12 protein-coding genes are annotated in these 12,543 nt (G+C 39.6%); 10 read left to right on the forward strand and 2 right to left on the reverse strand.

Going from position 1 to position 12,543, the window contains the following annotated elements:
* The first annotated feature begins 81 nt into the window (after positions 1-81).
* The 3 genes from V5M37_RS08135 to V5M37_RS08145 all read left to right on the forward strand — a co-directional run bounded on the left by V5M37_RS08135 (position 82) and on the right by V5M37_RS08145 (position 4,191).
* On the forward strand, positions 82-960 hold the full coding sequence (locus V5M37_RS08135; RefSeq protein ID WP_423801528.1) for a GNAT family N-acetyltransferase: 879 nt from the start codon (positions 82-84) through the stop codon (positions 958-960).
* A 100-nt stretch (positions 961-1,060) separates the two neighbouring features.
* Positions 1,061-2,227 (forward strand): tryptophan synthase subunit beta, encoded by a 1,167-nt coding sequence (trpB, locus tag V5M37_RS08140; RefSeq protein ID WP_423802590.1) that lies wholly within the window; start codon positions 1,061-1,063, stop codon positions 2,225-2,227.
* Positions 2,228-2,550: 323 nt separating this feature from the next.
* Positions 2,551-4,191 carry a long-chain-fatty-acid--CoA ligase gene (locus tag V5M37_RS08145; RefSeq protein ID WP_423801529.1) on the forward strand — a complete coding sequence of 547 codons (1,641 nt, stop codon included), beginning with the start codon at positions 2,551-2,553 and terminating at the stop codon, positions 4,189-4,191.
* Positions 4,192-4,285: 94 nt separating this feature from the next.
* On the opposite strand, the gene V5M37_RS08150 is transcribed toward V5M37_RS08145, so the two are convergent.
* Positions 4,286-5,089: an alpha/beta fold hydrolase gene (locus V5M37_RS08150; protein WP_423801530.1), complete on the reverse strand. Its 804-nt coding sequence runs from the start codon at positions 5,087-5,089 to the stop codon at positions 4,286-4,288.
* Positions 5,090-5,579: 490 nt separating this feature from the next.
* Between V5M37_RS08150 and V5M37_RS08155 the strand changes: the two genes are divergently transcribed.
* The 6 genes from V5M37_RS08155 (at position 5,580) to V5M37_RS08180 (ending at position 10,890) form a co-directional block, all read left to right on the forward strand.
* A complete protein-coding gene (locus tag V5M37_RS08155) occupies positions 5,580-7,214 on the forward strand; it encodes a long-chain-fatty-acid--CoA ligase (protein ID WP_423801531.1) in 1,635 nt (544 codons plus the stop codon).
* 23 nt (positions 7,215-7,237) lie between these two features.
* Complete coding sequence (locus tag V5M37_RS08160; RefSeq protein WP_423801532.1) at positions 7,238-8,017, forward strand: SDR family oxidoreductase; 780 nt, start codon at positions 7,238-7,240, stop codon at positions 8,015-8,017.
* Between the two features lie 135 nt (positions 8,018-8,152).
* Entirely contained in the window at positions 8,153-8,611 is a 459-nt protein-coding gene (locus V5M37_RS08165) for a hypothetical protein (protein WP_423801533.1), read from the forward strand.
* Positions 8,612-8,614: 3 nt separating this feature from the next.
* Positions 8,615-9,220, forward strand: a complete 606-nt coding sequence (locus V5M37_RS08170; protein ID WP_423801534.1) for a hypothetical protein — start codon at positions 8,615-8,617, stop codon at positions 9,218-9,220.
* Between the two features lie 14 nt (positions 9,221-9,234).
* The gene (locus tag V5M37_RS08175) at positions 9,235-9,798 is read left to right on the forward strand and encodes a polyhydroxyalkanoate biosynthesis repressor PhaR (protein ID WP_241114071.1); all 564 of its coding nucleotides are present in this window, start codon (positions 9,235-9,237) and stop codon (positions 9,796-9,798) included.
* Positions 9,799-9,822: 24 nt separating this feature from the next.
* Positions 9,823-10,890, forward strand: coding sequence for an alpha/beta fold hydrolase (locus V5M37_RS08180; protein ID WP_423801535.1), 1,068 nt, complete (start codon positions 9,823-9,825; stop codon positions 10,888-10,890).
* 84 nt (positions 10,891-10,974) lie between these two features.
* Here the strand turns inward: V5M37_RS08180 and V5M37_RS08185 are convergent, their stop codons facing one another.
* Entirely contained in the window at positions 10,975-11,754 is a 780-nt protein-coding gene (locus V5M37_RS08185) for an alpha/beta fold hydrolase (RefSeq protein ID WP_213140962.1), read from the reverse strand.
* A gap of 212 nt (positions 11,755-11,966) precedes the next feature.
* On the opposite strand from V5M37_RS08185, the gene V5M37_RS08190 reads away from it, so the two are divergent.
* Positions 11,967-12,515, forward strand: coding sequence for a hypothetical protein (locus V5M37_RS08190; protein ID WP_423801536.1), 549 nt, complete (start codon positions 11,967-11,969; stop codon positions 12,513-12,515).
* Positions 12,516-12,543: the final 28 nt, after the last annotated feature.

Consider the following 12,543-nt stretch of genomic DNA (forward strand, 5'->3'; position numbering starts at 1 on the left):
AATCCTTTAATATTTTTATGGATTCATCTATTATATGGAATGGTATAATATGGTTTGGTTTCCAGAAAGGATGGTGTCCGTATGAAAGAATTGGTATTCGCAAAGGGCTATCAAGAAAACGAACTCTTAAGAAAAAGTTTTAATGAATTAGCTTCCTCCATCTTTGGCATTGACTTCGAAGTGTGGTATCAGCACGGCTTCTGGACAGAAAAATATATACCATATTCGTATATTGAATATGGTAGAGTCGTAGCAAATGTATCAGTAAATCTTGTGGATTTAATCATTGATAACGAAAAAAAACAGTCTGTCCAAATCGGTACGGTCATGACGCATCCCGATTATCGAAATCAAGGTTTGTCCAAAAAACTGATGGATCAGGTTTTGGAAGATTACAAGGATATAGATTTAATGTATTTATTTGCTAATCAATCTGTGCTAGATTTTTATCCAAAGTTTGGTTTTAAAGAATATGAAGAACTCCAATTTTCACTGGACCGTTCGTTCGAGGCAAAAAACGAAACCGGCATACGAAAATTAAATGGGAGAAACGTTGAAGATTTAGCATTTATTTATAGATTGGCAGCTGGACGGCTATCGGGGTCAGCTGCCTTTGGGACACACGGAACAGAGGAGCTGCTAATGTTTTATTGTTTGATGGTCTTTAACCAAGACCTCTACTATGCCCAGGATGAGCAGGCTGTAGTCATCATGCAGCATGAGGAGGATACGCTTCACCTTTATGATATTATTAATAAGGGGAAAGTAGAATTAATAACGATTTTAATGAAACTTGTTAATAAGAATACTGCAAAAGTTGTTTTTCACTTCCAGCCTGAGGATGACGTGCTGCCGCTTAAGACTAAGGTTGATAAATCCAGTAATGTTTTATTTATCAAAAATCTTACAGGTGTTTCATTGCCAAATGGGTTTAAACATCCGCTTACCTCACAGGCCTAAAGCTGATTATTGGCAGAATATTAAAATAGTGATACTATTTTAATATTCAGTTATTGTTTTGCTTATAAATTGTTTTTGAAGGAGACGAGTAGAGATGAGTATGGAAAATTTGAGCGTAGCAAGCAAAGGGTATTTTGGAGAATTCGGAGGCAGTTTTGTTCCAGAGGATTTACAAGGAGTTCTAAACAAATTAGAACAGCAATTTTTAAAATACAAGGATGATCCCGAATTCATTGAAGAATATAATTATTATCTCAGGGAATACATTGGAAGAGAAAATCCGCTAACATTCGCCGAAAATTTAACAAAACAAATTGGCGGGGCGAAAATCTATTTGAAACGGGAAGATTTAAATCATACCGGGGCCCATAAAATTAATAATGCGATTGGGCAGATTTTGTTAGCTAAACGGATGGGAGCGAAGCGGATTATCGCAGAAACGGGCGCTGGCCAGCATGGTGTAGCAACCGCAACCGCCTGTGCGATGTTTGACATGGAATGTATCATCTATATGGGAAAATTGGACACAGAGCGGCAAGCGTTAAATGTTTTCCGTATGGAATTATTGGGGGCAAAGGTGATCCCAGTAACCAAAGGACAGGGGCGTTTAAAGGATGCTGTAGATGAAGCTTTAGGGGACCTTGTCCAAAACTATCAAAATACTTTTTATTTGCTTGGTTCAGCAGTTGGCCCGCATCCATATCCAACCATGGTGAAGCATTTCCAAGCGATTATCAGTGAGGAATCAAAGCGCCAGGTTCTTGAAAAAGAAGGAAAGCTCCCAACAGCCGTGATTGCCTGTGCAGGTGGGGGCAGCAATGCCATCGGTGCATTTGCCCATTATATCGATGAGAAAACTGTCCGGTTAATTGGTGTTGAACCAGCAGAGGCTCCGACCTTGACAGAAGGGGTGCCGGCTGTTATCCACGGTTTTAAATGCTTGACACTAATCGATGAAAAAGGGGAGCCAAAGCCAACCTATTCCATTGCGGCAGGTCTGGACTATCCAGGTGTTGGTCCAGAACACAGCTATTTAAAAGAGAGCGGCAGAGCGGAGTATGTTACAGCAACCGGTCAGGAAGCGTTAGAAGCGTTTCAACTTTTGAGTAAAACAGAAGGCATTATTCCAGCGCTTGAAAGTTCTCATGCGGTTGCCCATGCTGTGAAGCTAGCCAAAGAATTATCATCGGACGATGTGTTAATTGTAAATCTTTCAGGACGCGGGGATAAAGACGTTGAGCAGGTTTTTCAAATGTTAAAAAAATAATGTAATGAAGGATGATCCTTTTAACGGGTCGTCTTTTTTTTGTCAAAAGTTATTCATAAAAAATTGTTAAAGTTTTGTGAAATACTTCTGATAAATTGCCGAATTTCGACATCTTTCTGTCGTTGACAGCCCCGAAGGTAGATAATTAAGGGAGTTTAGTCCATAAATAACAGGGTACATGCCGAAATGTGTCGAGATTATCGCGTTTACAATTTTTCCAAACCTATCAATAATTTAAATTGAATTATATTCCAATAAGTATTTTTTATGAAAATTGCCTGTTGGAGTATGACCATTCATTAAATTTTTGAGGAGGATGTGTAATGGTGTATCAGCAAAAGCCTTGGTTGAAATGGTATGATCCTAGAGTGGAAGAGCATGTAAGTGTAAAGCACGAGTCTCTTTATGATTTTTTAGAAAGTGCCGTAGAACGTTTTAGCGAAAAACCAGCATTCACTTTTTATGGGAAAGTTTATAGCTTCAAGGAAACAAAATGGATGGTCGACAGACTCGCGTCTGCATTACATAAAGAAGGCTTTAAAAAGGGCGACCGAGCCGCAATTATGCTTCCTAATTGCCCTCACTATATATTCAGCTTATTTGCAGTTTTTCGTTTAGGCGGGATTGTTGTCCAAATGAATCCAATGTATGTCGAAAGGGAAATCGAATACGTTTTGGAGGACTCGGGTGCTAAATATATGATTGTGCTGGACTCATTCTATCCTAGGGTTAAAAAGGTCCAGCCGAGCACATCTCTAAAAAGGGTCGTAGCAGTGAACTTAACCGGTAACCGAGGCGAGCTCGGCGAAGGAGATTATTATTTTGAAGCAGCACTTCAAGATGATGTCAAACTTCCAGAAGTGGAAATAGACCCGCATGAGGATGTCGCGGTCCTGCAATATACTGGTGGAACAACTGGTGTGCCGAAAGGCGTTATGCTGACCCACTACAATCTTTTAGCGAATTTCAATCAGGTCTGCGATTTTATTTATAATACCTGTGATGATGTCCCAGACTCTTTTAAAATGATTACCGTCCTGCCAATGTTTCACGTCTATGGATTGTCAAGTGTAGCTCTTTGCGGAATTCGCGAAGGCGCTAACCAGATTATCCTGCCTCGCTTTGATTTAAAAGAGGTTATGGAAACCATTAAGCGGGAAAAGCCATTTATCTTTGCTGGAGTTCCAACCATGTATTTTGCATTGAATAGTTTGCCTGAAGCATTAAAGGATTGCGGTTTTGCAGATGTATATTATGCAGGCAGCGGCGGGGCGCCGTTACCAGTGGAGCAGGCGAAAGCATTTGAAAATATTACAGGTTCAACCCTCCGCGATGGCTACGGGCTTTCTGAAGCATCTCCAACGATTGCATTCAATCCGCCGTTTTTACCAAGAAAGTATGGAAGTATCGGCATACCGGTACCAAGTACAGTGGTTAGAATTGTCCGGGAGATTGAAGACGGAGAATATGTGGATGTCCCCGTTGGTGAATCAGGAGAATTAATTGTTAAAGGGCCTCAGGTCATGAAAGGATATTGGAACCGTCCGAAAGATACGGAAGATGTAATCAAGGATGGCTGGCTGTTCACTGGTGACATTGCAAAAATGGATGAAGATGGCTATCTTTATATTCTTGACCGGAAGAAGGACATGATTATTGCCAGCGGTTACAATGTATATCCGCGCGAGGTGGAAGAAGTCCTCTATAAGCTGGAGGGTGTAGAAGAGGCGATCGTAATCGGTGTTCCTGATAGCTATCGTGGGGAAACGGTGAAGGCGTTTATTAAACTAAAAGATGGCTGTGGAATTTCTGTAGAAGAGATTATTGCGTTTGCAAAAGCCAACCTGGCACCTTATAAGGCTCCTAAAGAGGTAGAAATACTAGTGGAATTGCCAAAATCGTCAGTTGGAAAGCTGCTTAGAAGAGTTTTGCGGGATGAAGAGATTGCAAAAGTGAAGGCTTAATATATTTATATTCCATTTGCTTGTAGGATAAAGTTTAATAGTTTTAGCTGCACAGAAAAATGCCCAGTCGTGCTCGATAGGGCATTTTTCTGGATTATTGTTTTTTTAGAAATTCCAGTGCTTTTTGATTAACTAGCTCAGTGGCTTCGGTAACATAGATATGCCCTGCGCCTTTAACTGTTAAAAATTCGGCATTTTCGATATTCTCTGCCAAGGTAACGCCATTTTCATATGGGACTAAACGATCTTCATCGCCGTGAATAACTAGAGTTGGTACTTTAAGTTGTTGCAGTTCACTGTAAGTGTCGTGGGCAAGGCATGCTTGGAGCTGAAGCATGTATGCGTATGGAAGAATCGGCCTTTCGATTCTTACTTTAATATCCTCTGCTACGAGATTGCGCTGATTTTCAATAAATGATTGGCTGTATAGGATGGGGGCAGTGGCCCATGCCATTTCCTCAGGAGTCGCAGTGGACGAAGCCCTGGACAGCATAAGCATAGAGACATCCGCTCCTGGCTGAACATGATGTGTACCGCCGGAAGTGGTACACCCAAGGATAAGGGATTTAATCCGTTCTGGATATTTTAGTGCCAGCCTTTGGGCAATCATTCCGCCCATGGAAATACCATAAACATGTGCAACATTAACTCCTGCAGCATCGAGGACTGCCCGTGCATCTTCTGCCATCAATTCAATAGAATACGGGGTATTGGGCTTATCGCTTAAGCCTACACCACGATTATCAAAAATAATTACTTTATAGTGTTCCGATAGAGCTGGCAAAGTTCTATACCATGACCTGGAATCAAGGGATAACCCCATAATCAATAAAAGCGGCTCCCCTTCACCATGAACCTCATAATAAAGATCAATTCCATTTGCATTCGTAATCGGCACGCAAGCACAACTCCTTTAATCATAATATTAAAATATATGACCATAGCCCTAAGGACATGTCTAAAAATCACAAATTCATGGACTGATTGCGTGCACCTAAACTGTCCACGGAACAAGGACAAATGTCTTTTTGTGGTGCCTGACACCTTTTTGTTATTCACCTCAAAATGAAAGCGTTTTCCTAAGATAGTGTCATTCAGTTGGCTTCGGCGGGGGGGTAGATTGGGCGGGGAGTGAATGGGGAAAAATTCCAACAATATTCGACAAAGAACTATTTTGGGTAAAAGGGATTTTATTAAAAAAAACCCATGAATTAAATATGGAATGAATTTAATAAATGGTACCTTAAGGATATTTGGTGGTATTTGTGGAATTTTGTCGATAAGCATTGGTTTACAAATCTAAACTTTGCTTCAATAATTAAAATTATATTAATATTCTAACAACAATCTTTGTTTTACTTTAATATCAAGAGGAGGCATAGTTTTTTATGGTTTATCAGCAAAAGCCGTGGCTTAAAGTTTATGATTCAAGGTTGGATGAGCATCTTCAGATTGAGTATAATTCTCTTTACCACTTTCTGGAGAAATCGGTAAATCGTTTTAATACGAAACCGGCAATGACGTTTTTGGGAAATGTAACCAGCTTCAATGATACCAAAACGATTGTTGACCAATTTGCTTCAGCCTTACATAGAGCAGGATTTGTTAAAGGCAGTCGTTTAGCCATAATGCTGCCAAATTCACCTCATTACATATTTACTTTATTCGGGACTTTTCGCCTTGGAGGGATCAATGTCCAAGTTAATCCCATGTATGTTGAAAGAGAAATAGAGCATGTTTTAAATGACTCCGGTTCAGAGTTCATAGTGGTCCTCGATGCGCTTTACCCAAAAGTGAAAAAGGTCCAGTCAAATACTTCGTTAAAAAAGGTGATTGTTGTTAATTTTGGCGGTGCCAAAATTGATCTTGCAGATGGTGATGTTTATTTCGATGAAATCCTTGATAAGGAAGCTAGTCTTCCAGAGGTAGACATTGACCGTGATGAAGATGTCGCTGTGCTTCAATATACCGGTGGAACAACCGGTCTCTCCAAAGGGGTAATGCTTACCCATACGAATCTTTTAGCCAATTTAACACAGGTTTGTGATTTTGCTTATAAAACATGTGATGACAAACCAGAAGATTTTAAAATCATAACTGTATTGCCGATGTTCCATGTCTATGGATTATCAAGTGTTGCGCTTTGCGGAATCAGAGAAGGTGCTAACCAAATTATCCTGCCGCGCTTCGATCCAAAGGAAGTAATGGAGATTGTCAAACGTGAAAAACCATTCCAATTCTCAGGTGTTCCAACCATGTTCTTTGCATTAAACAGTCAAGAGGGACTAGAGGATGCTGGTTTTGATTCACTATATTACGTGAACTGCGGTGGTGCTCCACTTCCAATAGAAGCGGCCAAAGTGTTTGAAAAGAGGACAGGGAAACAGCTGCGTGATGGATACGGTTTATCTGAAGCAGCACCAACAGTCATTTTTAGTCCTCCATTTGTGCCAAGAAAGCACGGAAGTATAGGCATTCCAGTTCAAAGTACAATTGCCAGAATCGTTCACGAAACAGAAGATGGCTTTGTCGATGCACCGGTTGGTGAGGCTGGGGAGATCATCGTCAAAGGGCCGCAGGTTATGAAAGGATACTGGAATCGTCCTGAAGATACGGATGCAGTAATAAAGGATGGCTGGCTGTTTACTGGCGATATGGCAAGAATGGATGAAGATGGATACTTTTATATTGTTGACCGCAAGAAAGATATGATTATTGCAAGCGGCTTCAATGTTTATCCAACCGAAATTGAAGGGGTTCTCTATCAGCTGGAAGAAATCGAAGAAGTGGTGGTAGTGGGCGTTCCAGACCCTTACCGCGGCGAAACCGTAAAGGCTTATGTAAAGCTAAAAGCGGGTTATTCTATTAGCGAAGAAGAAATCAAACAGTTTGGAAAGGAAAACCTAGCACCATATAAGGCGCCAAAAGATGTAGAAATCCTTCCGGAGCTGCCAAAATCTTCAGTTGGGAAACTGCTAAGAAGAGTATTAAGAGACCAAGAAAAACAAAAAGTAAAAGCCTAATAGTCAACTAGGAGGAATTTAAGATGAGTTTACAAGATTTATTCAGTTTACAAGGAAAAACGGCGATTGTTACAGGCGGTGGCAGAGGCTTAGGACAGCAAATTGCCACTGTGTATGCAGAAGCAGGTGCTAATGTTGTTGTTTGTTCAAGAGATGTTGAAGCATGTCAGCAATTAAGCGATGCGCTTAAGGAAAAAGGTGTTCGCTCACTTGCATTTAAATGTGATGTATCAAATCCTGAAGATATCCAGCATGTTGTGGACGAAACGCTAAAAGAATTTGGCTCAATTGATATCTTGGTTAATAACAGCGGCACAAGCTGGGGAGCCCCTGCACTTGAAATGCCAGCAGATAAATGGGATAAGGTAATGGATATCAACCTGAAAGCAGTGTTTTTATTTTCTCAGGCTGTTGGAAAAATTATGGTCGAGCAGCGTTCCGGAAAAATCATTAATATTGCTTCGATTGCCGGTATGGGCGGTCAGAAACCTGAAGTCATGGATGCCATTGGTTATTCTGTCAGCAAGGGTGCCGTCATTACATTAACGAAAGATTTAGCAGTAAAATTGGCACCGCATAATGTCCATGTGAATGCCATTGCACCAGGGTTTTTCCCAACAAAAATGACCAATGCCATTTTGGGCTATTCTGGTGAAAGTATTCTTGATCGTACACCTGCAGGACGTTTTGGTTCCGATGAAGATATGAAGGGGCCGGCGCTATTTTTAGCATCATCAGCATCAGACTATGTATTCGGTCATGTACTGGTGGTTGATGGTGGAACGACTGCAAGTGTAGAATAAGTCCGCAAGCACTTTTTAAAATTTTTCTGAATTTTTAAGAGATAGCCTTGTAGGGTTCCATTAAATATGTTTAGATTGATATATTAGTACATATGTTAAGAAGAACATACTAACCGGTTAGTAAGAGGGAATCAAATGGAAACCACGCACCAGGACGAAGTTGCTTTTTCCAGAGAACTCGAAGCGAAAATAAATAAAAGAATCCATGAACTCACTAATAGCCGGGGCTTTACCCTAGCATGGGGGAGGGCAATGGATGCCCATTTGGCTCGGTTAAAAATTCATAGAAAATTAACAACTAGATGGTTAAAACGATTAGACCTTCCCAATAAAGATGAAGTAGCAGAGCTTTCAATTAGATTGGTAGATTGTGTGGAGAAAATCGACCTGCTCGACGACACAATCTATAGTTTAAAAAAAAGGCAGCAAATAAATTTAACTCATTTAAAAATGGTACGACAATCATGGGAAGAACTGCTGGTTGTTTTGCGGACGGAAGAAAAAGAATTAAAAGCAGGTAATCTTACATCGCTTGAAAAGGAATTAATACAACTAAAGCGATTATTTCAAATAGAATTCGAAATGGAGGAATAACCAATGACTGAGAAAAATGAAAAAGAGTTAGAGGTTGAGGTTAATGTTGAAAATCAATTGTCAAGCCTTGAGCTGATTTGGAAGATTGGCTTTGATGAATTAGATGCATGGGCTAATCGTTTTAATAAGCGCGATGAGCTATTCTTGTCAGCGGTTAAGAACTATGTAGAAAGCGTTAAGCGCAATCAGGACAATCTAAAAGCGGTCACTGAGCAATTTGACCGAGAAGTCAAGGAATGGGAAAAAGCTGCGCGTGAAGAATTACTTGTGACAACCACGACTTTGCAGCATTTCTTCCCTGTTAAATCTTATGAGGAAATCAATAAAGTTGTGGATGACATTCAACAAAAAACGGCAAATCTACTGTTAACTCCGGTAAAGGCGTTAACCGGCGGTCAGGCACTAGACAAGTATCTGGATGTCGTCGAGCAATATCTGGCTTTCAGGAAAAAAGCACGTGAAAAATATATTGAAAGTGTAAAGAAAACTACTAATGTACTATATGAAAATCAAAAAATATTTGTTGATTTATTCTCAAAACAATTAAAAGCAGCCATTTTTCCTTTTCAAAAATTCATGAAAAACGCGGTTGAATCAACAAAATCATAACGAGGTGAATGTTAATGTCAGAGAAAAAATATGATCCGTATGAATCCTTTCATAAGTTAAGTCTTTTGTGGGAAAAGCAAATCAATGATTTTATCTACCTGTGGACGAATAACAATGAGTTTGTCAAAATGTCCAATTTCGGAACTGAAGTGCAAACCCGTTATCTGGAGCAATTGAAAAAAAATCAAGAAGCCTTCGCAAGTGTCCTAAATTTACCGACGAAGAGCGACGTTACAAATGTGGCAAACTTAACGATTCAAGCAGAAGAGAAAATGGAGGCTCTTGAAGAGCAAATTTGGGATTTACAAGATTCTGTAAAATCACAGAGTAAAGAGATTGAAAGTGTCGTAGAAGTCTCCAAGGAAATCATTAAACTGACAAAACAGCTAAAACAAGATCTGGTTAAGTCAAAAAAAGAACTGTCTGATACAAAGAGCCTGCACGCCGAACTTCAGGAAATGAAATTTGAACTATTGAAGTTAAGTAACTTTAAAGAAGAACTTGACGCTATTAAGGGTTTGATTGAAAAGGAAAAAACGGAGCAACCTGTGTTTTCTAGTGCAGGATCATCTAAATAATTTTAAAGGGAGGGAAACATTACCGTGGCTGTAGAGACACCTTTTAGGAATTTGATTCCGGAATTGAATTATGAGAAAGAAACGGCTCGTTGGAAGAATGTTGTTAAAGCATTAACTGGACCTGCGCCGAAAATGGGGCACTCGCCAAGAAAGGAAGTATGGCGCAAAAATAAATCGGTATTATGGCATTATCCAGCTAAACAAAAAAAATATGAAATTCCATTATTTTTTGTTTACTCCTTGTTTAATAAGCCATATATTTTAGATGTTGCTCCCAAGACCAGCGTGATCGAGGGTCTCACAAATTTAGGCTATGAGGTGTATTTGTTAGATTGGGGTGCACCAGGCTACGAGGACAAAAAAATTGGTCTCGATACTTATATCGACAAGTATTTAAGAACTGCGGTCAAGCGTGCAATCCGCCATTCCGGAGCGGATGAAATTACCGTTGTCGGCTATTGCCTGGGCGGAACGATTGCTTCCATTTATGCGTCAATTGCTGATGAGCCAATTAAAAATTTAATCGTTGCAACTGTGCCAATTGATTTCCAACCGGCTATTGGTCCGGATAAATGGACAGAAGGCATTAGAAACGGTGATATTAACATAGACAGCTTTATAGATGTTTATGGCAACATCCCGCCTAAAATGGTCGAAGGCATGTTCAGGGCAATGCAAGCACCTGTTTATTTTACTAACTACACATTGCTGCTTTCAAGGGCACATGACCAGCGTTATGTTGATAAATGGCAGCGGATGAACAAGTGGACAGTTGATCAGGTTCCATTTGCAGGAGAAGCCTACCGTCAATTATCCAATGACCTTTTTAAAGAAAATAAACTGGTAAAGGGCGAGTTGGTCATTGGCAATAAAAAGGCGGACTTAAAAAATATTAAAGCCAACTTATATGTGATTTCTGGTTCTAGAGACCATTTAATCTTGGAAGATCAAAGTAAACCAATCATGGACCTAGTTTCCAGCGAGGATAAAACGTATGTGGTTGTTGAAACGGGGCATGTAGGACTGGCACTCTCTGGATTATTTGGCAAAATTGTAGATCAATGGGCATCCAGCCGTTCCAATCCCCTATAATAAAGAAATAGGAATAAAGTACGGTACAAGGACATATATAGTAAATAGTGTTGCATAAAAGAGGAAGGAATAATTTCCTTCCCCTTAACTTGCAGCCTGATGTTTATTCAAAAAATTGCGAAGCACTTCATTAAACGCGTCTTTTGCTTCAAGTTTAGCAACATGACCGGTATTTCTAAAAACGACAAACTCGGAGTGGCGGATTTGTTTATGCATTAAATATTGAATCCAGACAGGTGTTACGGAATCATATTGTCCGCCAATAATAAGGGTCGGCACCTCGATTTTTGGAAGGAGTGTTAAATTATTGACCTTAAGACACGCTTCCATGGCTTTAAAATAATATTCCTTGTTCGGACGGTAAAATTCGTAAAATTGCTCAAAATTCTCATCCGACCAAGTATACAGGCAAACCTTTGCTGCAGTTTCTCTTGTAATGTCTGGAGACTTATTCTCTGCCCGTGCCTTTCTATAGGCTAAAAATAATTTCCCGAAATTTTTCGGGGCATAATGGAACGTGCTGACCAGCATTAAGGAACGGCACACTTCTGGTGCCTGACGGTAAATCTCTTGTGCAACCATACCGCCCATGGATAAACCGCATATGTGGGCGCTTTCAAAGCCTAGCCCTTTAATAAGACTTATACAATCGGCTGCGAAGTTTTTTATTGAAATCTCACCAGGCTTTTGATATTCACCGTGTCCTCGTAAATCAGGAATAATTAAGTCATATTGATCTGCTAATTCAAACTGATGTAACCAACCTTCTTTTACCTCCCCAAGTCCATGAATAAAAACTAAAGGCTCACCGGCACCGAGTCGTAAATAAGGAATTTCGTGGGTGACTTTAAAAAAATTACGCAAATTGCATTCCTCCCTGTGATTTTTAATAACCTTTGTTTCCTTCATTTCTATAATATATACATTTACAATATTCTGATTATTTTATTATATAATCGGTGTTGACAAAATATAACACATAGGTGTAAATTACATATATAGACTAGCAATGAAATTACATAAAGAAAATGCCAGCTTTAAGCGACTGGACTAATAATGAAAAAGGAGGAAGAAATATGAGCACAACAAAGAAAAATGGCCAAGCTGAAGAATCTCTTCAGACCAACCAATTAGTTGACACACTTTGGAATCAATATGAACAATCCTTAGACCGTGCCAGAAAGATTCGTGAAAGCAGGGAAGATGCTTACTTAAATGCAGTTAAAGAGGTAGTAAAGTTTAATCAAGAATTCAGATTTTCGCTTGGAAATCTATACCGTACTTTTAGAAACACCAATAGTGAATTAGTCAAGGGTGTTTCCAACGGACTTGTAAAAGAAGAAGCAAAAAAGGTTGTTCGCCCAGAATTAAAAGAACAAATTGAAGAAGTAAATGGCAGGATTGAACAATTGGTGGCTGCTCCAATCGCTGCGGGACTTGATTTGGTTGCTCGCACCGAAAATAGTTTTATTGAGAATAGTGAAAAATATGTTGAGTACTCAAGAGCGCGTAGAGGCAGCTGGCAGCAAGTTACAAATGGTTATGTAAAAGCAGCAAGAAAAAGCCATCAACAAGTGGTTAATCGCCTTGAAGAAAGTGTAAAAGTATTTGTAAATGCAAAATAATGATTTTAAACACGGCTGTCCATTTGGA

Source organism: Neobacillus sp. SAB-20_R2A (genome assembly GCF_049568635.1).
In the GTDB taxonomy this organism is placed as follows: domain Bacteria; phylum Bacillota; class Bacilli; order Bacillales; family Cytobacillaceae; genus Neobacillus; species Neobacillus citreus.

Coding starts and splice junctions, on each gene's coding strand:
- V5M37_RS08165 (WP_423801533.1), top strand. CDS start 8,153: ATGGAAACCACGCACCAGGACGAAGTTGCTTTTTCCAGAGAACTCGAA.
- trpB (WP_423802590.1), top strand. CDS start 1,061: ATGGAAAATTTGAGCGTAGCAAGCAAAGGGTATTTTGGAGAATTCGGA.
- V5M37_RS08170 (WP_423801534.1), top strand. CDS start 8,615: ATGACTGAGAAAAATGAAAAAGAGTTAGAGGTTGAGGTTAATGTTGAA.
- V5M37_RS08145 (WP_423801529.1), top strand. CDS start 2,551: ATGGTGTATCAGCAAAAGCCTTGGTTGAAATGGTATGATCCTAGAGTG.
- V5M37_RS08190 (WP_423801536.1), top strand. CDS start 11,967: ATGAGCACAACAAAGAAAAATGGCCAAGCTGAAGAATCTCTTCAGACC.
- V5M37_RS08135 (WP_423801528.1), top strand. CDS start 82: ATGAAAGAATTGGTATTCGCAAAGGGCTATCAAGAAAACGAACTCTTA.
- V5M37_RS08160 (WP_423801532.1), top strand. CDS start 7,238: ATGAGTTTACAAGATTTATTCAGTTTACAAGGAAAAACGGCGATTGTT.
- V5M37_RS08155 (WP_423801531.1), top strand. CDS start 5,580: ATGGTTTATCAGCAAAAGCCGTGGCTTAAAGTTTATGATTCAAGGTTG.
- V5M37_RS08175 (WP_241114071.1), top strand. CDS start 9,235: ATGTCAGAGAAAAAATATGATCCGTATGAATCCTTTCATAAGTTAAGT.